Source organism: candidate division KSB1 bacterium, assembly GCA_034506255.1.
Taxonomy (GTDB): domain Bacteria; phylum Zhuqueibacterota; class Zhuqueibacteria; order Zhuqueibacterales; family Zhuqueibacteraceae; genus Coneutiohabitans; species Coneutiohabitans thermophilus.
Window position 1 is genome coordinate 392,713 of sequence record JAPDPX010000004.1, and the last position, 21,581, is coordinate 414,293.

Here is a 21,581-nt window from a genome sequence, read left to right on the forward strand (position 1 = left end):
GTTTGCCGCTAGGGCAAAACCAGATCATTGCCCTCATTGGGCCAGCGCGCGCGCACCTTGATGGTGTCGGGCCAGAGGTGGGCACGCTCCGCCGGCACGAAAGGGAAGGCGGTGCCGGCATCGTAGCGGCCGTTGCGATTGTCGTCGCGAAAGCCGCTGAGTTGATACAGCCCGGGAAGCACCGCCGGAAAGCTGTAGCGGCCGGGCGCCGGCACGATGGTATGATATTCGATCCTGCCGCCAATCTGTTTGGCCGTGAGATGAATATCGCCGGCGGTGGAGTCCCGCGCATCGCGCAGAGCACCGCTGATGGAGGCCAGGGTGTCGGCATTGAGCGTCCAAAACGTGACGCGACCGGTGGTGTCAAACAGCGCATTGCCATTCCAGTCGAACAGCGAGTCGGCGATGATCTCGAATTCATAGCGGGTGTGGCTTTGCCAGGCCGGCAGCGGCGCAAAACGGTATTGCAGGGGCGTGACCCATCCCGCGCGGCCGCTCACCGCCGCGCCGCCGGCATCGCGCACGCGCAGCGGCCGCACCGCACTGTCCGCGCGCATGATTTCCGAAAAGATCAGCTCAATGGGGACGTCGAGCGCAAGGTCCCGGCTGCTGTCGGCAATCGAGATTTTGACCAGGCGCGGCCGCAGCGTATCCAGCTGGCTCAGACCGTCGAATTCCACCTGGCTGCGGGCAGCCTCGATGAGATTGCCGGCTTCATCCCGGAGCGAATCCGCGGCGGCAAGATAGGTCACGGCTTGCTGTGGCGTGCAGACCGCCAGCACCTGATTGCGATTGAGGGGATGCGGCAGGGCGGCGAGCAGCGCCAGCGGGGTGCGTGTCTCTTTGGTCATCACCCGCAGCCGGGCCGGCCAGTTGCCGCGCGCCGGCGTCACCGCCTCGTCGAAACGCCACTCCAGTTGATTGGCAGAAAGCGCGGTCACTGCGGCGAGGCCGGGCGCGAGGGTATCTTCGACGGCAAGCTGAAAACTCAGCGGCGGCGCACTGTGCGCGGCGCGCGTGATCACCACATCCTGCGCCGGCACGCCGATGCTCTCCTCCCCGCGCGTGTAGAGACGATCGGCGTTGCGATCAGCCACGGCAAAGACCCGATAGCGCCCGGGGGCGAGATGGGACAGCGTGAACGTGTTGTTCTCGCCCACCTGGGTGTAGTAGTCTGCCCGCTGTCTGGCGGGATCGGGCTGGCGGCCGTTTTCGAGGATGTAGGCCATGATCAGCACGCCCGCGGCCTGCCCGTCCCGGATGCGGCCGCGGATTTCACCGCGATCGAGCGTGTCGCCGGTGGTGAAAGCCAGGGCGAAAGCTTCCTGCAACCGCACGCCGTGCCGGTCACGCACGCCGGTGCCGAGGTTGACGACGTAAGTGCGGCGCGCGCGCAGTGAATCGGGAAAGCGGATGTGAACCGTGCGGCCCTGCCAGTCAAACTGCAATGCCTCCTCCTGCTCCCCGCCCGGGCTGGGGGTGATGAAAATCGATTCTTCGAAGCTTTTGCGATTGATCTTCTCGCTGAAGGTGAAGGACAGCCGGGTGTCGCGCGCCACCCCGGTGGCATCACGCGCCGGCGAGGTGGCAAGGATTTTTGGAGGAATGTCATCGACCGGACCGCCCGGCGGCGCGCCGGTTTTGGCGCAGGTCAGGCCGGTGAAGGCGGCGGCGAGCACGACAGCATACCATTGCCGGCACGCGGCGGGGCGTCGCCGCCGGGGAGAAAAGCAGCGGTATGCGAGGGTTGAACTGTTTTGCAAGGCGGAAGGCATGAACCCTTTGTCAGGCACGAGGGCCTGCACGAAAATTGCCGATGGCGGAAAAGGCGCAACGGCTCAGTCACTCAAACGGTAGTTTCGCACGCCCCAAATCAGCAGCTCGGCGGTGACTTTCATGAGGCTCGCCACCGGCACGGCGAGCAGCATGCCCCACATGCCCAGCAAACTGCCGCCGATGAGGATGACCACAAGGATCGCGAGCGGATGCAGTTCCACACTGCGGGCGGTGATGTAGGGTGAAATGAAGATGTTTTCGATCAATTGAATCGTGGCAAAAGCGATGACAATGGCCAGCACCAGATTGAGTGAGCCGGTGTGCAGCAGCGCCATCAGGATGGCGGGCACGGCGCCGACGATCGGGCCGAAATAGGGAATGACGTTGGCTAGGCCGGCGAGCACGCCAATGAAGAAGTAGTAGGGCACCTGCAGCAGATAGAGCGCCAGCACCGACAGGCCGGCCACCGCCGCCGCCACCAGCAACTGCCCCTGCAGATAGCGGCTGAGCTGCTCCGTCATTTTGTGGGTGATGAGCAGCGCCATTTCGAAATAGCGATTGGGCACACTGGCAATCAATGCCTTTTTCAACGGGCGGCCGTCCTTGAGCAGAAAGAACACCATGAAGGCGACCAGCACGGCATTGGGCGCGGCGGAAAGCAGGCCGAGCATGAAAGCGAAGGCGTTTTGCAGGAAGCCGGCAACCAGGCTTTGCAGTTGCGCCGTCATTTTCTCATCGATGGCCTGCAGGCGCAGCAGCGGGATTTTTCCCGCGAGTTCGCCCTTCAGGCGGGTGATGATTTGCTCGAAGGCCTTGGCATCCATGGCGGCGGCCAGCGACTGCACTTCCTGGCTGATCACCGGCACCAGCAGGCGTATGAGAATGAGGCCGACCAGCAGCGCCAGCAGCAGCACGAACACCACGGCGGTGGTGCGCGGCAGGTCGCGATTTTCCAGAAAGGTGACGAGTGGATCGAGGGCGGTGGTGAGCAGCAGGGCGGTGGTCAGCATGGTGAGCACGGGCGTGATGCGCGGCAGCAGCCACACCAGCCCCGCCAGCACGGCGAGCAGCAGCATGGTGCGCGCGGCTCGGCGCAGCAGTTTGCGGTCCAGCACCAGGACGATTTTGGTGTCCGCTGCGGGCAGCCCGGCGAGCAGCGGCGGCGCGCCACTTGGCGGGGCGTGCAACGGCTGAAAGCGTGCGGCGCGCGGGGTTTTGCCGGCAGTCTTCGCCATCATAGCACGACTTCCGAGCGCTCGAGCTGGGCGCGCAGGTTTTGAATCTCGGTGTTGGTTTGCTTCAGGCGTTCGCCGATGATGAGCGCCAGTTGAAAGAGGAATTTGTTGCCCAGACGCGGCTTGCGTTCCAGCAGCCCGAAGAGATCGGGCCGGAACAGGCCGATGATCCGGGAGTTTTCCTCGGCGATTGCGGAGGCCGAGCGCGGGCTTTCATCGAGCAGGGCCAGCTCGCCGAAAAACTCACCGTCGTGCAGCCGCACCAGGGTTTCACGCACGTCGTTGCGGCTGTGTTTGCAGATGGCCACCGCGCCGTGCTGAATAATGTACATGCCCACGCCGGGTTCGCCCTCCCAAAAAATGGTCTCGCCGGCCTTGAAGTGCCGCTGGTGGATGAGCTTTTCAAATTCGCGCAGTTCGCTGTCGTTCATGTTGCTGAACAGCGGCACCTGCCGCAGCGTGCTCAAAACATCCTCGGCGGTGTTGCTTTTGCGCCGGAAAATGTTCCCCCACAATGGATTTTTCGTGGCGGTGCGGGGAGCGCCATTTTCGCGATTCATAGGATCGGTGTCAGCAATGAATGTAACAGGACAGGGCGCGGACTTGTCACGGAATTGCCGCCTGCATGGCGGGCGTGCCCGCCGTGATCATTTGGGCAGCGCAATATAGAGAAGCGGTCTGCGTGAGTCAAGCTCTTTTCCGCCGCATGCGCGCGCGGCCGCGCCAGCGTGCGGGGGAATTTCCAGTTGATTTTCTTGGGGGAATGCCTTACTTTCGCGCCATGTTTTGCCAGCGCAAGCGGACGGCGTGGTGGCTTCCCGTCGCGTTGTTCGTATTCCTCCCACCGCCCGCCTTTCCCCAGGAGAGCCCGCAACAGCTCGAGGAGTTGCGGCGCAACATCGTACAACTGCAGCAGAAGATCAGCAGCCTCGAAAAGAGCGAGTCCTCCGAGCTTGACCGGCTGCGCGCCCTGGAGGAACAGATCGATCTCATGAACCGCCTGGTCGGGCGCCTGCGCCGGCAGGAAATCAGCACGCGCCAGGAGGCCGGCGCCACCCTGGCCGGCCTGCGCGAAACCGAAGCCGAACTGCAGCGCCTGCAAACTCTGGGCGCACGGCGCGCGGTGTTCTTTTACAAATACGGCCGGTTGAAAGATCTCGAAATGCTGCTCTCCTCCCGCTCGCTCAACCAGGTTCTGCTGTGGGCGGAATACCAGCGCCGGCTGTTTGCCAACGACCGCCGGCTGCTGGCGGGAATGAGAAGCAAACAGGCGCGCATTCAGGCGCAAAATGAAAAGCTGGCCGGCGAGCTGGCGGCGTATGAGAAAATGCTGGCGGAAAAACTGCAGGAGGAACAGGCGCTGCGCCAGCGCAAGCAGGAGCGCGAAGCGCTGCTGAACAAGCTGCGCCAGGACAAGTCGTTTCACCAGATGCAGCTCACCGAGCAGCAGCAGGCTGCCGCACGCATCGCCCGGCTGATTGCCGCCGCGGAGGCGGCGTTGCAGCAACAGCAGGAACAGACTGCCCCGCCCGCGCCCGCCTCTGGCGAAGGCCGGCTCACAACGATGCCGCTGCCCACGCACCTGCCGGCCGAACCCTTCGCCGGACGCCGCGGCCGCCTGCCCTGGCCGGTGGATGGACAAATCGTCGGTCACTACGGCAGCTATCGCCATCCTGTTTTAAAAACGATCACCACCAATCTGGGCATCGACATCGCGGCCGCGTCCGGCACCAGCGTGCGCTCGGTGGCGGCGGGCAAAGTCACCACCATCACCTGGCAGCGCGGCTACGGCAATCTGCTCATCATCAATCACGCCGACGGTTACTACACGGTCTACACGCGCCTGGCGGAAATTTTCGTGAATCTCAACGAAACGGTGGCCGCCGGCCAGCTCATTGGCACCGTGGCGGAAGCGCCCCCCGGCCAGCAGGCAACGCTGCATTTTCAGATCTGGCAGCGGACCAAGGAAGCGCGCTCCCAGGATCTGAACCCGGAAGAGTGGCTGCAGTGAAAAACGAACATCCCTGGCAACTCGCAGATATTCCCTTTCTCAACGCCTCGCATGCCGTCGAGGTCCTGCGTCGCGCCCGGCAGCATCAGCGCCTTGCCCATGCCTATCTGCTGCACGGTCCGGAAGGCGCGGGCAAGGAGGCCCTGGCGCTCTATCTGGCGCAGGGCTTCCTGTGCACGGCGCGTTCCACCGGCGCCACGGCCGCGTTGTTCGCGCCGGCGGCCGCCGGTGAACCGCTCGCCTGCGGACAATGCTCCGCCTGCCGGCGCATTGCCGAGATGACACATCCCGACCTCCATCTCATTTTTCCCCGCGCCGGCAGCGCCACCGAAAAGGAGATGCTCGAAGTCCTGCAAAGCTTCGCTGCCCAGCCGTGGTATCGCAGCCGGCCCTGGGAAAACTCCTTCATCCTGATCGATGACATTCGCGAGCTCAAGCGCAAGCTTGCCATCACCAGCTATGAAGGCACCGGTGCCGTGGTGTTGCTGCTCGAAGCCCACCGGCTGAAGGCGGAATCGGCGAATGCCCTGCTGAAGATTCTGGAGGAACCGCCGCCCAACACCTATTTTCTGCTGACCGCCGTTTCGGTGGAAGGTCTGCTGCCGACCATCCTCTCGCGCTGCCAGCCGCTTGCCGTGCCGCCGGTGGCGCAGCAGGAAATGATCGATTTTCTGGTGCGCCGGTACGGCGTGGCAGCGGAGCGGGCGGCCCTGGTGGCGGCGATGGCGGGCGGCAATCTGCGCGAAGCGCTGGCCCTGCTGGGCGATGATCTCGAATCCCGGCGGCGGCTTGCCGTCGAGTTCATGCGCGCCGCCTTCAAGTTCAACAAGCCGGTCGAGCAGATGGATTTTCTCAGCCAGCTCACCAACGAGCATGACCGGCAGGAGCTGCAACAGTTGCTGCGTTTCTGCCTGGTGTGGGTGCGCGATGCCTGTGTGATCAAAGCCTGCGGCCCCGGCCAGCGTCTGGTGAATGCCGATCTGCAGGAGGCTTTGCTCGCGCTGGTGAAGAATCTGCCGCATTTCGATTTTGCCGGTGTGATCGACGAACTGGAATATGCCCTGGACTGCCTGGAGCGCTACGTGCAGCCCTGGCTGGTGTTGATGGTGTTGTTGCATCGGATCAATCAACTGGCACGCCCGGGGAGGTAATGTGCAGAACATCATACAGGTGAAATTCAAAGAGCAGCGCAAGGGCTATTATCAGAACCCCGAGCAGTACCCCATTCGGGTGAATGACTTCGTGATCGTCGAGGCCGAGAAGGGGGAGGATCTCGGCGTGGTCAAGTTCGTCGGTCTGCCGCCCAACCACCTGCTCTCCGAAAACGAAGCGCTGCGCCGCGTGCTGCGCAAGGCGACCGATGCCGATCTCGTGCGCAGCCGCAGCAATCGCATGCTGGAGAAGAAGGCCTTCGAAACCTGCCGGCAAAAGATCGTGACCCACTCGCTCGACATGAAGCTGGTGGGCTGTGAATACCAGTTCGACGGCAACAAAATCACCTTCTACTTCACCGCCGAAAAGCGCGTCGATTTCCGCGAGCTGGTGAAAGACCTGGCCGCGGAATACCGCACCCGCATCGAGCTGCGCCAGATCGGGGTGCGGGATGAAGCCAAGCGCCTGGACGGCTACGGGGTGTGCGGCCGCCGGCTGTGCTGCTCCTCCTGGATCGACCAGTTTGCGCCCATCACCACCCAGGCCGCCAAAGAGCAAAACCTGCCGCTCAACCCCAACAAACTCGCCGGCCTGTGCGGCCGGCTGAAATGCTGCCTGATGTACGAACGCGAATTCTACAACCAGGCGATTGGCCGCTTCCCCGAGCTGGCCAAGGAGATCACCACTGACAAGGGCAGGGGCACGATCATCAAGATCGACATCTTTCACGACACCATCACCGTGAAGTATCCCAACAACGAATGCGAAGTGCTGCCGCTCGCCGAAGCGCAGGACAAGGTTTACAAATGCCAAAACGACTGCGGCCATGCCCACGGCAATCGCGAAGATTTGACGGCTGCCCTGGGCGAGGCGTGAGACATCGGGCGCGAGCGGTGAACGACCGCGCCCGCCCAAACGCCGCCTGCCCACGCCGCTCCCGCAGCGCAGGGCGCGCCGGCGCCCGCCGTTTTCTCAGGCCCTGACCCACAACGTTTGAAATGATGAAAGAAGGTCCCGTGTCCGACAACCAACCCATTCTGGTCACCAGCGCGCTGCCCTATGCCAACGGCCCGTTGCACCTCGGCCACCTGGCGGGCGCCTACCTGCCCGCCGACATCTACGTCCGCTATCAGCGCCTGCAACAGCGCAATGTGCTCTATGTCTGCGGCACCGATGAACACGGCGTCGCCATCACCATCGCCGCGGAGAAACAAAACAAGACACCGCAGGAAATCGCCGACTACTACCATGTCCTGATTCGCGACGCGCTGGCGGGCATGGGCATGAGCTTCGACATCTTCTCGCGCACCACCGAGCCGGTGCACATCGAGCAAACCCAGGAGTTTTTCCTGCGGCTGCTGCACCAGGGGCTGGTGGTCGAGAAATCCGAACGCCAGTTTTATTGTGTCACCTGCAGACGCTTCCTGCCCGACCGCTACGTCGAGGGCACCTGCCCGCATTGCGGCAGGCCCGGCGCGCGCGGCGATCAATGCGAGAATTGCGGCAAGTGGATCGAACAATTGCAACTGCGCGAGCCGCGCTGCGTGGTGTGCGGCTCGGCACCGGAAATCCGCGACACCCGCCACTTTTACATTCCGCTCGGCAGGTTCCAGGACCGCCTGCGCGCCTGGCTTGACACCAAAACCCACTGGCGCGAAAACGTCCGCAACTTCTGTTACGGCTGGCTCCGGGAAGGCCTGGAGGATCGCGCCATCACCCGCGATCTCACCTGGGGGGTGCCGGTGCCGCATCCCGGCTATGAAGGCAAGGTGCTCTACGTCTGGTTCGACGCTCCCATCGGCTACATCTCCGCCACCCGCGTATGGGCCCGCAAAACCGGCCGGCCGGACGCCTGGAAGGACTACTGGCTCAATCCCAACACCAAACTCGTCCACTTCATCGGCAAGGACAACATCGTGTTTCACGCCATTGTCTGGCCGGCCATGCTGATGGGCCAGGAGGGCTACGTGCTGCCGGCGGACATTCCCGCCAATGAGTTTCTCAATTTCGCAGGCTACAAATTTTCCAAGAGCCGCGGCATCGGCGTGCTGCTGCACGAGTATCTCGAAAAATTTCCACCCGACCCGTTGCGCTACACCCTCGCCGTCAACCTGCCGGAGACCAGGGACACCGATTTCTTCTGGAACGATCTGCAAACCCGCAACAACAGCGAGCTCGCCGACATCCTCGGCAACTTCATCAACCGCACGCTCACTTTTGCGCAGCGCCATTTCGACAATCACGTGCCGCCGGCGCAGGAACTGACAGAGAACGACCGCCGCATGCTCGCCCTGCTGCAAGCCTGGCCGGAGAAACTGGCGGCGGCGTATGAAAACTACGAAATCCGCCGCGCCACCAGGGAATTCATGGATCTTGCCCGCGAGGCCAACAAATACTTCAACGATGAAGAACCCTGGCGCACACTCAAGCAGGACCGCCGCCGCTGTGCCACCACCATTCACGTCAGCCTGCAGGTGTGCAAGGCTCTGGCGGTGCTGATGTGCCCGACCCTGCCGTTTTCCGCGGCACGCGTGTGGCGCATGCTCGGTTTGCCCGGTGAGGTGACCAAACAAGTGTGGCTGAAAACGCCGTCCGAGCCGTTTCCCGCCAGCCATCGCCTGGGCACGCCCGAGATTCTTTTCACCAAAATCGAAGACAAGGACATTGCGCCGGAACAGGAAAAACTGGAAAGGGCCATTCGCATGATCCCACCTGCCGAAACCGCCGCCACCACGACCACGGCCCCGCAGGCCGACAAACCCACGGCACCGGCGCTCATCTCCCTGGAGACTTTCCGGCAAATCGATTTGCGCGTGGCCGAAGTCCTGGCTGCGGAGCGCGTGCCCAAAGCCGACAAGCTGCTCAAGCTCAAGGTGCGCCTCGGCGCGGAAGAGCGCCAGCTCGTGGCCGGCATTGCGCAGCATTATGCCCCCGAATCCCTCCCCGGGAGAAAAGTCGTGATCGTGGCCAACCTCGAGCCAGCCCAAATTCGCGGCCTGGAATCGCAGGGCATGATTCTCGCGGCCTCGACGGAGGACGGCGCACTGAGCATCATCTCTCCCGAACGCGAGATCGCCAGCGGTGCGAAGGTGAAGTGATCGAACGCGCGACCGGCGGGGGCGGCCAGCATCGCGCCCTGCCGGTTCGCTTGCGACAAGCTGTCTGCCTGGCAACCGCAACCAAAGCAAGGGGGTGTCATGGTTCCCGACGACCTGACAGGTCTTTTCCGCGAAAAGCTGCGCGACCTGGCCAAAACGCAAAAGTATGCCCGCCGTTTTACCCCTGAAGAAGAAGAGCGCGTATGCCGCGCCTTCGCCCTGGCCTTGGAAAATCCCTCCCTTTCCGCAACCCTGCTGTACGCATTGCTCACGGGGGAAAGAGCATGACGCTCGAAAAAATCATCGTCAAAAATCTCGGGCCCCATCGCGAGCTGCGCCAATTCGAGCTGGGCGGTTTGACCGTTTTTTACGGCGCGAATTTCTCCGGCAAAACGACTCTGGCCAGGGCCGTGTATTTTGCCCTCACTGGCAGGGCGCTCACCACCGGCCTCAAGCCGCCGGCACTGGCGAGTGCGAATGCCGCCAGCGGCACCGTGGGGTTGTTCTACCAGCACCAACAAAAAAGATTTCGACTCTACCGTTCCACCAGAGGCGATCTGCAGATTGAGCAGGCTGATCATGAAAAATGGCAGCGTTGTGACGAGGGCGCAGATTTCCTGCCCGCGCTCAATTTTCAGCAGTGGCGCCTGGGGTGTTTCCTGCACGAAGATGAGCTGGGCGAATTTCTCGTGCAAACACCGGCCAGCCGCCGCGAGTTGCTGAATCAATTGCTCGGCGTCGAGTCGCTGCTGCAGGTGCAGGAGCTTTTCATTCAAGTGCGGCGGCTGGCCAAACGCCGCGAGAGAACCGCGACCGGCTTGCAGGAGAGCCTGCGGCTGGAGGGCCTGGCGGATCGTGCCGTTGAATTGCAGGTGGCGAAAAGTGCCGTGGCAAAAGTGGAAGCGCGCCTTCAGGCTTTCCCGGAAACCACGCCGGCGACGGGGCCCGACGAACGGCTGCGCCGGAGCTGGGAACAGGCCAGGGCGGCGGCGCAAACACGGCTCGCGCATTTGCAGCAGCAACTCGAGTCGGTGCGCGCCGGCTTCACCCAGCGCGACGAACTGGCCGCGCTCTTGCAACAAAGCATGCAGCACTTGTCACAGCGCGACGCTGCACTGCGCGAGCTGGAAAGCCGCACCGAGTTGCGCATCGCGCTGACGGGCCGGCTTCGGCAGGTCGAGGAATTGGTGGCGGCTCTGCAAGGCTGGCAGGGCCGCGAAACGTGTCCCACATGTCAGCAACCACTCGCGCCGGCGACGGTCGAAAAGCTGCTGGCCGACTATCGCACCAAACACGAGGCCCTTGCGCGCGAACGCGAGTATGCTGCAGCCAAAGAGCATGAAGCGCGCGAAACCGTGTGCTTGCTGGACGAGCTGGCCCGCAAGCAGGCCGAACTCGAGCAACGGCTGCAGCGATGGCAACAACTCGAGGCGGAAATTGCCCTGGCGCAGGAGGAATTGCAAACCTGGGAGGCCAGGTTGGCAACGCTGGCGCCGCCCTCTCCCGCTGACGAAACCCGCGGGCAATTGCAACAAGAATTGGAAGCCCTTCGCCGCCAACTGGCCGAACTGGAACGCCAGCAGATGCTGTACGAGCAGCGCCATCAGGCGATTATGTCGGCCAACCGCCAGGTGGAAAGCGTCACCCGCCACCGCCGGTTGAGCGAATGGGCCGCCGAAGCTGTTGCGCGCACGGTGCAATCCGTTGTCGGCATCTCGTTGAAAAAAGCCGATGCCGAAATCGCGGCCTGCCTGCAAAACTTCGGCTGCTTTCGCGCCCAGCCGCAGAAAATCGATTTGGAAAAGTCGCAACTGCTGCCCGATGTCGACGGCAGGGCTTTGCCCACGCTTTCCGGCAGCGAGAAGACAATTCTTTATCTCAGCATGAAAATTGCGCTCTCGCGCCTGATGCCGGGCGCGGATTTCCTGCTGCTCGACGATCCCACCCTGCTTCTCGACGAAACGCGGCGCGGGCGGCTGCGTGATTATTTTTTGCGCCTGCTTCCCGAAAAGCAAATCATCATTTTCACCGGCGATCGCGGCTTTGCGGAGCAGTTTGCCAATGCCAGACGAATTGATTTGAGCTCGTAGTGTCGTCTTTGGACGTGAAGTGCCGCAAGGCAAAAAGAATTGGCGGTCGCCTGCTGATCGGTGCGGCTCACCCCTGGCGCGGCACGCGGTCACAACCGAATTTTCCGGACACTGAGCGCTGCCGATTCACACCGATTTTATCCGCGGTAATCTCCCCGTGTCCTGCCAATCTTCACGGTCAGGATGATGTTTTCAGGATAACGGGCATGTCTGTGTGCCCCCCCACGATGACAATCTAACGCAGACATGCTGTCTGTTGCAGGCCGGAAGCCTGTGCGAGCGGCATTGCCGTCGCAAATGAGAGTTCGTGCAGGCTCAAGATGCCATTTCCCGGAGATTTGTTTTGGGCGGCTGTGACACAGCAAACGCTCTCCCCAGTGCCATCTTTTTTCACGACGAGACAGCAGCAGTAATAGAAATTTGAAATCTCACACCTTCATTCTCATTCCCCTGTATCCCCAAAACTCACACTGCAGCCGGTCGGAGCGAGCAAACAGGTGCACTTGCACGCCCTCCGCCGCGCCTGCCCCGGCCCCGTTGTGTGCCAGGCGGTGCCGCGGGCAAGGGTCGGAGTGAATACCGCTCATGAAATCAGGTCATGGCTTGCAGTGTGCCGACATGCCCTCAATACTTCGCTTTTCACAGCCTTCCCCGCGTTAGGATTCCTATTTTGTTGGGATTCCTATTTTTGCTGAAATGGCCTCTGCACTTACGCGCAATGCCAGTATAGAAAATCAGATGCTCGTTCATGGAACGGCCGCCGGTTGTGGGGTTCCCGTTGCTCTCACTGGTGCCGTCGGCCGGTAACATCAGCATAGGCTTGCCTGACCTGGATTTGCCATGTGGAGTATGGCAAAAACTTTCTTTTGATACAGCCGGGTAATTGTCATGGTCATTCCCCGTGTCCGGCTGCTACACCTGTGAATCGTAAAAAAATCTGCGTGCAGGAGTCTGTCGCTGAAAAGCTGATAGTCGCTGCCTCTTGGGGTCAGAAATTGCATGCTGCAAAACTTTGCGGCTGAGATGTATTGGGAAATTCCAGCCGCATTTTTCAGGATGGTGTGCGGCACTTTTGCTGTCGGTGACAGCAGCATGACTCCGGGTGCAATCACAGAAATTCCGGATCGTCATCTGGTTTCAATTGGCCCGCAAAGAGGACGACGCCGGAATAAAAAATTGCCGCATATCCGAAAACGATCAAGGTTGCTCCGCTTTTGATCAAGCGCCCGGCAAAACCCGGCCGGAAGGACAAAGTTCAAAGATGATTGCGTGCACGCCGAACAATTATCCCCCGACCGGCAGCGCCGCGCTGGACAAACCGGGAATCCGTCCCAATCACAAATCTCACAGGAGCCGGGTACAAACTGCAACAAGAGGGGAAATTCGCGGCAAGCATGCTGCAGAAGACAGGCAGGGTGGTTTGACAATGATCAAAAGTTTATGACGACGGCGTGACAGGCGGCTGACAATGTTTTCAATCATCTCAGTTGTTTCGCACGCAATCACAAGGGAGATGTTTGTCATGAGAAAAATGATTTGCCGTTACCGGGACTTCGCATGTTTCACGCTTGCAGGCATTTTCTGTCTTTTGAGTTTTTCCAATTTGACGGTGCTGGCAGCCGAATCGGAAGGGCAGCAGGGCGGCCGCCGCACCGCCTCGACCATGAGCGAAGTCAACGCCATTTTGCGATCGGTTGATTTTGAAGTTCTGCTGCGGACCGACACGGAAATCAGCAAGGGCATTGGTGCGATGGAGGGAAGTTATTTGCTGCCACTGACCAATTATCTGGATTTGAATTTCATCGGCGCCGGCAAGAGCGTGACACTGGATCCGGAAATCATGATTGACTTCATCGTGGAGCGCCTGGGGCGGGGGCAAAGCATCGAGACCATCGGCCTGGAATTGGTGACGGAGTTCAAAAAGTCGGGATTTGTGCGGCAAACCGCTGCGCCAGCGCCAAAAGTGAGCGATAAAGCCGAATCGGCGCAAATGCATGTCGGTGGCTTTGTCGTGGGAGAATTGGAATACCATCAGGAGCCGGACGGCAGCTATCATCACCTGTTGGAACTCAACCAGGTCCGTATTTACTTTGCCACACAATTGAACTCCCGCGACGAGGGTACCAACCTGGGCATCCTCGCGGAATTCAATCCAGTGCCGGAGGAGGTCATTCATCAAATTGAGGAAATTGCCATTTCCAGAAATGGCATCAGCGATACGTTGCGGCTGGCGGCCCCCGAAAGTGATGAGGTGATTCCATTCGAGCAACTTTATCTCAAAATACACAATATCGGCAAAAGCGGCGTGGCTTTGACCGTCGGGCAAATCCGGCTGCCCTTTGGAATTTGGTCGGACTACACCTCCCACCGCAATTTTTCCTCCACCAAAAACAACGTGCTGGTCAATGGGTTCGCATTGAAAAAGATCGACTTGGGTATTTTGGTGGAAAAAGTGTTTCCCGGCGGATTAGACCTGAAAGCTGCCTTGGTGCACGGCCGGCAGGGCCGTACCTCGTCGCTGAGTCGTGAGGACTTCGACAATGGAAAGGATTTTGTCGGGCGGTTTGGTTTTTCCGGCCGGCGCTTCAGCGCCGGTTTCTCCTCCTATCTCGCAGAGTTTGCAGTGAATCGCAAGGTCGCCTTTGGATTGGACTGGCAGGTATCGACGAATCGTCTCTTGCTGTCGGGCGAGGCGGTGCTGCAGAAGAACAACAGAGTCAACACCACCTTTGCGACGAATTTTGATTTCAATACGGTTTCCTCCCGGGCAGCTTATGTCCAGTTCGATTATTTGTTGACTCCCAAATTGCACTTGTACGGGCTGTATGAAACGTGGCGTTTCCTCGCCGACGGCGCCACCATTGAAAATCCCGCCTACAAGGTTTTTCACGGGCTGCGGTATTACATTCATCCGCAATTCCGCTGGACGGTGGTCGAATTTGGCCGCATGTTCCACGAAGGGTTTGACAAGGGCAAATTGCATTTGTCCAGCCAGTTGGAGATGACATTTTGATGATGGTGCATTTCGGCGTGATGCCGCATGGTTTGCGGAAAAACAAAATTTAAAAGTCACGACCCACATTCCACGTGGAGGAAGTTATGAGCAGTTTTCGCCATGTTGCAACTGCGCTGGCTTTCGCCATATTTGTTCCCTGGGCAGCGACAGATGCGACAGCCCAATCGGCCAATCCCACCGCCCTGAACTGGTTCAAAGCCGCCCGGCTGGAGAAGGATCCCCAGAAAAAAATTCAGGCCTATCAACGCGCGATCCAGTTTGATCCGCTTTTTGTCGAGGCACTATACAACCTGGGGCTGGCATACAAACAGCAGGGGGATGACGCAAACGCCGAGCTTTACTTGCGCAAGGCTTACGCGGCCCGGCCGGAAACGGACGATGCCACAAAATTGAAAATTCTCATCGAGATGGCAATGACCTACAAACGCCTGGGAAAGCTGAAATACTGTGAAGAGTCGCTGAACCGGGCGAAGGAACTGGAAGTCGATCCCGCGATGCGGGCTCTGGCTTCGTTGGAGCTGGGCCGGCTGCTTTATGAGCAGGGGCAGTATGAGGAGGCGGTGGCGGAATTGCAGGCAGGCGAGAAACTCGCTCCCAACAATCGCGAACATTTCAGCAAAGTAAGGCAATTGGCCGAAACTGAGATGGCATTGCAAAAACTCTACGCTGCGGCGGAGAAAGCCAGGGCGCGCGGCAATCTTAGAGAGGCCAAACTCCTGTTGGAGCAGCTGCGCGCCCAAAAGGCCGGTTACAGGGATGTCGAAGCAAAAATCGCGGAACTGGATTCGCTGTTAAGCGTCGAGACCACGAAAATGACGCTCGCCGCCCTGTATGAACAGGCACAACGGTACGCCGCCGAGGGCAGATTGGAACAGGCCATTGCCAACTACGAAAATCTGATGCGGCAGGACGCGACTTACAAAGATGTCCAGGCCAGCTTGGACGCGCTCCGTCAACAACTGGAACAAAAACGACTCAGGGAAAAAGTCGACGCAGAATATGCCAACGGCATGACTGCCCTCAAAGCCCGCAATTGGACGCGCGCCATCCTCATTTTTGAAAAAATTTTGGAGCTGGATCCCAACTTTCTCGAAGCGCGCAAGCGCCTCGCCGAAGCGCAGAGCGGATTGGATCGCGAAAGCACCGAGACCATCGTGGCGCGCTATTATGCCGAGGGTATCGCGGCCTTCAATCGCAACGAGCTTGACGCGGCGCGGGCGGCTTTCGAAAAGGTGCACACAATCAATCCGAATTATCGGGATACGGCAGCGCTGCTGGCGGACGTGAAGAATGCTCTCCGGCAAAAAACCGCGCTGAACGCCGAAGCAACGGCGGACGCTGCCGCGACCGCGCGTCTGGATTCCCTCTACCAGGCGGGTCTGGCCGCGTTTGCCCAAAAAGATTGGATGCAAGCGGTAATCAATTTTGAGAAACTCCAGTTGTTGCAGCCCAATTATCGCGACGCTGCCGACTACCTGGCGCAGGCACGGGCAAATCTTTACACGTTTGAACCGGCAGAAGCGACCACGACCCGGCAGGCCGGCGGCGCTTACACCCTTTATCTCGGCGGCCTCCTGGTTGCCTTTGTGCTGGCGCTTGGCCTGGTCTTGTTTTTGCCAACGACGCGGGCACGGATACACCTTTTGCGCGGCAACTATGCCGCGGCGGCATTGCTTTACGAAGGCCTATTGGCACGCCATCCGTACCGGATGAAGCTTTATCCTGCCCTGGCGAATGTCTATCTGCTTCTGGGCCGCACTGATGAAAAAGCCCTGAAAGTCTTTAAAACGGTGCTGCAATTGAATCTGGCCATCAAAAACCGCGATGAGATCACCTCCGTTGTCGGGCAAAATTACTTGCGGGAAGGCCGGACGGATTCCGATGCCATCAAAGTGCTGGAGAGCGCGCTGCAAGCCGAAAAACGAAAGCAGGCACAAGGCAGGGCATAAGGAGAAAGTTGGTGCAAAATTTAAAAGAAGGAATTTCACCTATGCGTCATTCATCTCTAATTGTCATCTGCCGCCGTTTTGTGGTGGCTTTGGCAATGGTGCTAACCGGCAGTGCCGTGTCAGCACAAACCAGTGCGCGTCATGAGGCGTCCGACAGGAGTGACTTCGCCCCAATGCCTCCCTTCTCGCTCGCTGCCGCGAGCGATACGCTTCCGGAACCGGCATTCGAATTCGGTGAAATGGGGCTGGAGAATTTGAATTTTTATGAGCTGCACGGCTACTTTGACGCTCAGTTCGAGGTCGACAACAAAGACGCCGCCGGCAAAATCAGTGATTTCGACGTGCAGCGTTTCAATATCGTCACCACCTTCAACATTTCCGAGCGCGCCGTGGCGCTGGCGGAGATCGAGTACGAACACGGCATCGAGCACGCCGGGGGTGAGGGCGTCGGCGAGATCAACCTCGAGCGCGGCCAACTGCAACTCCGGCTCAGCAAGAATCACAATCTCGTGGTCGGCAAATTTTTGACGCCCTATGGGATTTACAATCTCATCCACGATTTCAGCGTGACTTATCTGTTCACCAAGCTGCCGTTTTCGCTGTATGATAAACATCCCAACGCCGTGGGCAAAAACGAGCGCGTCTATCCCAAATATCTTGCCGGTGTGCAGGTCAATGGCAATTTCCCCCTCACCACTGGCAATGTGGAATATTGGGCGTTTGTAGCCAACGGCCCCGGCGCCAGCCCCTACGAGGCGGATGACAATGCCAACAAGGCGGCCGGCTTCCGCTTGCGCTACGCCGACGCTCTGGAAAAAATCAAAATCGGCGCCTCTTTTTATCGGGGGCAAAATGGCAATGCGGCGCACAGCCTGCAGCAATTACTCGCGGGTGATATCGAGCTGAATCTCGGCAAGCTGCAACTGCAAAGCGAAACTTCGCTGAATCAATTCGACCGGCTAAATGAGAGCCTGAAGAAAACCGGTTCGCATCGCAAGGCCGTGGGGTATTATCTGCAAGGCAGCTTGTCGCTGGCGGGCCGCTTTTATCCCTTCCTCCGCTATGACCGTTACGATCGGGACACCGCTGCCGCCAACGATGCCGAGTCGGAAGTCACCGCCGGCCTCAACATCGGCATCACGCGGGATGTCTTCGTGAAAGTGGAAAACCATTTCCGCCGCGGCCAGGCCGCCGGTTTCAATTCCCATGAATTGTTTGTCGCCTCCATTGCCGCGGGGTTTTGATATGAAAAGAACAATCTTGACAATTTGTTTGATTGCGACGGCGCTGCTGTTTGGCGGCCCACCGGTGGCGGCACAAGATTCCACCCAACCGGAGCCTCCACTGGTGGTGATCGTTCACGCCAGCGCCAAAGTCGATTCCCTGAGCGAGGCCGAGTTGAGCCACGCCTTGCGCGGCAAGGACCATCGCTTCGAGCTGGTCGGTTTGCAGAAGCAGAGCTATGACCGCATCATCAAAGAGCTGGCCCGGACCGATGACGGCACTTTTCAAAGAGAGTGGATGCAACTGCTCCTTTCCGGCAAAAGAAAGAAGAAGCCGCTGCTCAGTGAGAACCTGCTCGAGCTGGCCGTCTTAGTCGGCAAAGCGCCCCATGCCATTGCCGTGCTGAGGTGGGACACGCACACCAAACCGCCTGCCGCCTTCGGCGTGAAGGTGGTCAAAATCGTCAAAAAAAAGTAGCTCGCGACAGCAGGTGCAAAAATGTCTCACCAACAGGCCGGCGGATGACACCGTCGTCGGGAATGCGGGAAACGCCCTGCCCGCCGGCTGCCGCAAATCAATGCGGCTGGTTCAAGGCGGCATGCCTGCCGATATCAATCCGCGTTTCAAAAGGCAGTGGCATTGTGCTGGTTGCCTCCATGAGCGAAGCAGCACACCCCGCAGGCCCCTGTGGTTCGTGCCGTTCGTGCATCATTCACAAGCTGACAGTTCCCGCGTTTCCGCCTTCCTGATACACACTTCTCCCTCCGTTCCGCCCGCCGGGTGGCGCTCAGGGAATCATTGCCACGGGCGTGAGTCTGGCAATGAGATTCATCAGTTCCTGCACATGCAGAGGTTTTGAAATGTAGGCATCGACGCCGGCAGCGAGGCAGCGCTCGCGGTCGCCTTTCATGGCATAGGCGGTGACCGCAACGATGGGCGTGCGGCCACCGGTGAGTTTTTCCAGCTCGCGAATGGCGAAGATGGCTTCGAAGCCGCCGAGTGCCGGCATTTGAATGTCCATCAGGATCAAATCGAAGCGTTCATTGCGAAAGGCGGCGACGGCGTCGTTGCCGTTGCCGACGGTCACCACGGTGTGGCCGCATTTTTCCAGCAGGCGGGCGGCGAGCCGCTGGTTGATTTCATCATCTTCGGCAATCAGAATGTGCAGCCGGCCGGGCTCGCGGGCGGGGTGACGCGTCTGCCGGCTGCCGGCGTTTTCCGCGAGCTGGCGGTGGCTGGTGAGCAGGGCTTCGGCGAGATCGGTGAGTTTGACCGGTTTGGTGAGGTAATGGCGGATACCCAGCTCACGGCAGCGGACGGCCTGGGCGTGCAGCCGCGCGGGCGAGAGCAGCATGATGACGGTGCCGGACCAGCCGGTGGTTTCAATGAGGCGCGCTGCCAGCGCAAAACCGTCGAGGTCGTCGAGTGCGGTGTCGATCACCGCCAGGCTGAACGGCTGGCCGGCAGTGCGGGAACGATTGCATGCGAGTTGTGCGGCCTGGCTGGAGGCCACCGCCAGTGGCTGCAATCCCCAGTCGCGCAGCGTGGCGGTGAGCACTTGACGCAGGGTGGCATTGTCTTCGACGATCAGCACCGGCACGCCTGCCAGCTCGGCGAGGCCGGCGAAGGGGTCGGCGAGTTGGTGCTCAGGCAGTTGAAAGGCGGCGGTGAAATGAAACACGCTGCCGCGCCCGACTTCACTTTCGACCCAGATTTTGCCGCCCATGAGCGCAACGAGCTGGGTGCAAATGGCGAGGCCCAGGCCGGTGCCACCGAACCGGCGGGTGGTGGAGTTGTCACCCTGGGTGAAAGGCGCGAAAATGATTTCGTGTTTGTCTGCGGGGATGCCGATGCCGGTGTCGGCCACGCTGAATTGCAGGAGTGCGCTGGTGGGAGTGAGTTGCCGGGCGGCCACGGTGACGACGATTTCGCCGGTTTCAGTGAATTTGATGGCGTTGCCAACCAGGTTGACGATGATTTGACGCAGCCGGCCGGGATCGCCGATCAGCACATCCGGCACTTCGGGCAAAATGTGACAGATCAGCTCCAGGCCTTTTTGATGGGCGCGCAAGCCGAGCGGCGCGATCGTATCGCCCAGGGTCTCGCGCAGGTGAAAGTCAATCGGTTCGAGTTCGAGTTTGCCGGCTTCGATTTTGGAGAAATCGAGGATGTCGTTGAGCAGCACCATCAGGGCTTCGGCGGAGTCCTTGACGAGGTGCAGGTATTCGCGCTGCTCGGCAGTGAGATTGGTCTCCAGCGCGAGTTCGGTCATGCCGAGGATGCCATTCATGGGCGTGCGGATTTCGTGGCTCATATTGGCGACGAACTGGCTCTTGGTGCGGCTGGCAATCTCCGCCATTTCCTTGGCCTGATGCAATTGTTCCCGGGCGCGCTCGCGTTCCAGGGCAATCTCGGCGAGCTGGGCGGCGATTTCGATCAATTCAAAATCGCCGGGTGTGGGTGGCTGCGGTGCGGCGAAGTAGAGATCGAGCGTGCCCAACACTTCACCGTTGGCCGTGAGAATGGGAGTGGACCAGCAGGCGTGGGCCGCGCGTCTGCCATTGGCGGAGGCAGGGGAGGGCGGGGTGCCGGAGGTGGACTCGGGCAGGCCGGCGGCGGTGAGTTTGGCGGAGATGATTTGTTTTTTGTGAAAGACAGCGGCGGCACATACGCCGTGCGTGGGGTTGATGGGCATGCCGTCCAGCGCCGCCGCCAGCGTGGCCGGCAGGTTGGGTCCCGCGCCCAGGTGCAGACAGTCACGCTGGGCGTCATAACGCATGACGGCGCAGCAGGAATCCGGGACCCGGGCTTCAACGAATTGTGTCAGCGCGCGCAGCACTTCGGGCAGGGGCCTGCCGCGTGCGATCAGTTCGAGGATGTGCTTCTGGCCGGTGAGCAGCCGTTCCGCGCGTTTGCGCTCGGTGATGTCGCGAATGAGCACCTGGCTGGCGGGCCGGCCCTGAAACGTGATGGTTACGGCCACGATTTCCGCTTCAATGACACGACCATCATGGCGCACAATGCTCTCTTCGATCAGCTCGGCGATCTGTCCGGCGCCGGGGGTTCGGATGAGGCGGCAATTCAGCTTCTCCCAGCAATCGGGATGCAAATAAGCATGGAGGGAGCGCCCCACCATTTCCTGCGGACTGCCTGCGCCAAACATTCGGGCGCCGGCGTCGTTGACATAGACCACATTACCGGCGCTGAGGACGAGCACCGTTTCGGGGGAAAGATCCACCAGGCTGCGATAGCGTTCTTCGCTTTCCAGCAGCGCCTGCCGGTCGCGGTTGCGTTCGGTGATGTCGCGTCCAAACACCGACACCCCGGTGATGTCGCCAGCGGGCCCCCGGATGGGATTGAAGGAGATTTCGCAATCACAGCAGGAATCGGCAAAATCGTAGTGTTGTTCCACGGTAAAATGCTCGCCGGCCAGGGCGCGCTCGTAGAGGGCCCGCCAGGTTTGCGCCAGCTCCGGTGGGACCACTGCGAGCAGGTTCATGCCTTTGTGCAGCTCCACCCCGAAGGCCTGGTGAAAATGCCGGCGGAAGGTGGAGTTCGCGGTGAGCAGGGTAAAGTTGCGGTCCACCGACCAAACCGAGTCGTGGGAGTTTTCGATCAGGGCCAGGAGATTGGCCTCGCTGTGTGCCAGCTCGCGGGCGTGCTGGCGAAGTGCCACGACATGCCGGCGGCGCAGAATCAGCATGGCGCTGCCGACGCCAAGAGCAATCACCAGCAGAACGAAGGGGATGTGCAGAAGCAGCATGGCACAAGGATGCGAATGCGTGAACCAAGCCAGGGGATGTTCCTGAGGTAGAATAGCCGCAGTGGCGCACAATTGCGCTTGCCCGGTTCGGGCGTGCGGCAAAACTTCCCGCGTATCCACTGCAAGTGTCAGCCTGGCCTGCCGTCAGGCCGTGAAGCGGGAGGAGAGAGCAATGACAGGATGCAAGGGAGTGGTGGTTTGAGGCATCGCAGTCGCAGTGTGCCTCCCCTCATGCAGAACAGGATTGGATCGACAGAGTTTGGAAGG

15 protein-coding genes are annotated in these 21,581 nt (G+C 60.3%); 11 read left to right on the top strand and 4 right to left on the bottom strand.

Annotated features, from left to right (window positions below; genetic code table 11):
* Positions 1-8: 8 nt before the first annotated feature.
* The 3 genes from ONB52_10090 to ONB52_10100 are packed head-to-tail and all read right to left on the bottom strand — an operon-like array spanning position 9 to position 3,571.
* The gene (locus ONB52_10090) at positions 9-1,793 is read right to left on the bottom strand and encodes an Ig-like domain-containing protein (protein MDZ7416485.1); all 1,785 of its coding nucleotides are present in this window, start codon (positions 1,791-1,793) and stop codon (positions 9-11) included.
* Between the two features lie 45 nt (positions 1,794-1,838).
* Positions 1,839-3,014, bottom strand: a complete 1,176-nt coding sequence (locus ONB52_10095) for an AI-2E family transporter (protein ID MDZ7416486.1) — start codon at positions 3,012-3,014, stop codon at positions 1,839-1,841.
* On the bottom strand, positions 3,011-3,571 hold the full coding sequence (locus tag ONB52_10100; protein ID MDZ7416487.1) for a cyclic nucleotide-binding domain-containing protein: 561 nt from the start codon (positions 3,569-3,571) through the stop codon (positions 3,011-3,013). Before ONB52_10100 ends, ONB52_10095 begins: the two co-directional genes overlap by 4 nt.
* Before the next feature lie 122 nt (positions 3,572-3,693).
* Between ONB52_10100 and ONB52_10105 the strand changes: the two genes are divergently transcribed.
* The 11 genes from ONB52_10105 (at position 3,694) to ONB52_10155 (ending at position 18,028) form a co-directional block, all read left to right on the top strand.
* Positions 3,694-5,022 carry a peptidoglycan DD-metalloendopeptidase family protein gene (locus ONB52_10105; protein MDZ7416488.1) on the top strand — a complete coding sequence of 443 codons (1,329 nt, stop codon included), beginning with the start codon at positions 3,694-3,696 and terminating at the stop codon, positions 5,020-5,022.
* Entirely contained in the window at positions 5,019-6,173 is a 1,155-nt protein-coding gene (holB, locus tag ONB52_10110; GenBank protein MDZ7416489.1) for a DNA polymerase III subunit delta', read from the top strand. The genes ONB52_10105 and holB overlap by 4 nt, the downstream gene beginning before the upstream one ends.
* A 1-nt stretch (position 6,174) precedes the next feature.
* Entirely contained in the window at positions 6,175-7,050 is an 876-nt protein-coding gene (locus ONB52_10115) for a stage 0 sporulation family protein (GenBank protein ID MDZ7416490.1), read from the top strand.
* A 140-nt stretch (positions 7,051-7,190) separates the two neighbouring features.
* Positions 7,191-9,272 carry a methionine--tRNA ligase gene (gene metG / locus ONB52_10120; protein ID MDZ7416491.1) on the top strand — a complete coding sequence of 694 codons (2,082 nt, stop codon included), beginning with the start codon at positions 7,191-7,193 and terminating at the stop codon, positions 9,270-9,272.
* Positions 9,273-9,371: 99 nt separating this feature from the next.
* Complete coding sequence (locus ONB52_10125; protein MDZ7416492.1) at positions 9,372-9,560, top strand: hypothetical protein; 189 nt, start codon at positions 9,372-9,374, stop codon at positions 9,558-9,560.
* Positions 9,557-11,362 carry an AAA family ATPase gene (locus ONB52_10130; GenBank protein MDZ7416493.1) on the top strand — a complete coding sequence of 602 codons (1,806 nt, stop codon included), beginning with the start codon at positions 9,557-9,559 and terminating at the stop codon, positions 11,360-11,362. Before ONB52_10125 ends, ONB52_10130 begins: the two co-directional genes overlap by 4 nt.
* A 1,102-nt stretch (positions 11,363-12,464) precedes the next feature.
* On the top strand, positions 12,465-12,806 hold the full coding sequence (locus ONB52_10135) for a hypothetical protein (GenBank protein MDZ7416494.1): 342 nt from the start codon (positions 12,465-12,467) through the stop codon (positions 12,804-12,806).
* 78 nt (positions 12,807-12,884) lie between these two features.
* On the top strand, positions 12,885-14,375 hold the full coding sequence (locus tag ONB52_10140) for a hypothetical protein (GenBank protein ID MDZ7416495.1): 1,491 nt from the start codon (positions 12,885-12,887) through the stop codon (positions 14,373-14,375).
* Positions 14,376-14,461: 86 nt separating this feature from the next.
* Positions 14,462-16,327 (top strand): tetratricopeptide repeat protein, encoded by a 1,866-nt coding sequence (locus ONB52_10145; protein ID MDZ7416496.1) that lies wholly within the window; start codon positions 14,462-14,464, stop codon positions 16,325-16,327.
* 173 nt (positions 16,328-16,500) lie between these two features.
* Positions 16,501-17,571 carry a hypothetical protein gene (locus ONB52_10150; GenBank protein ID MDZ7416497.1) on the top strand — a complete coding sequence of 357 codons (1,071 nt, stop codon included), beginning with the start codon at positions 16,501-16,503 and terminating at the stop codon, positions 17,569-17,571.
* 1 nt (position 17,572) lies between these two features.
* On the top strand, positions 17,573-18,028 hold the full coding sequence (locus ONB52_10155) for a hypothetical protein (GenBank protein ID MDZ7416498.1): 456 nt from the start codon (positions 17,573-17,575) through the stop codon (positions 18,026-18,028).
* A gap of 310 nt (positions 18,029-18,338) precedes the next feature.
* On the opposite strand, the gene ONB52_10160 is transcribed toward ONB52_10155, so the two are convergent.
* A complete protein-coding gene (locus ONB52_10160; GenBank protein MDZ7416499.1) occupies positions 18,339-21,314 on the bottom strand; it encodes a response regulator in 2,976 nt (991 codons plus the stop codon).
* Positions 21,315-21,581 lie beyond the last annotated feature (267 nt).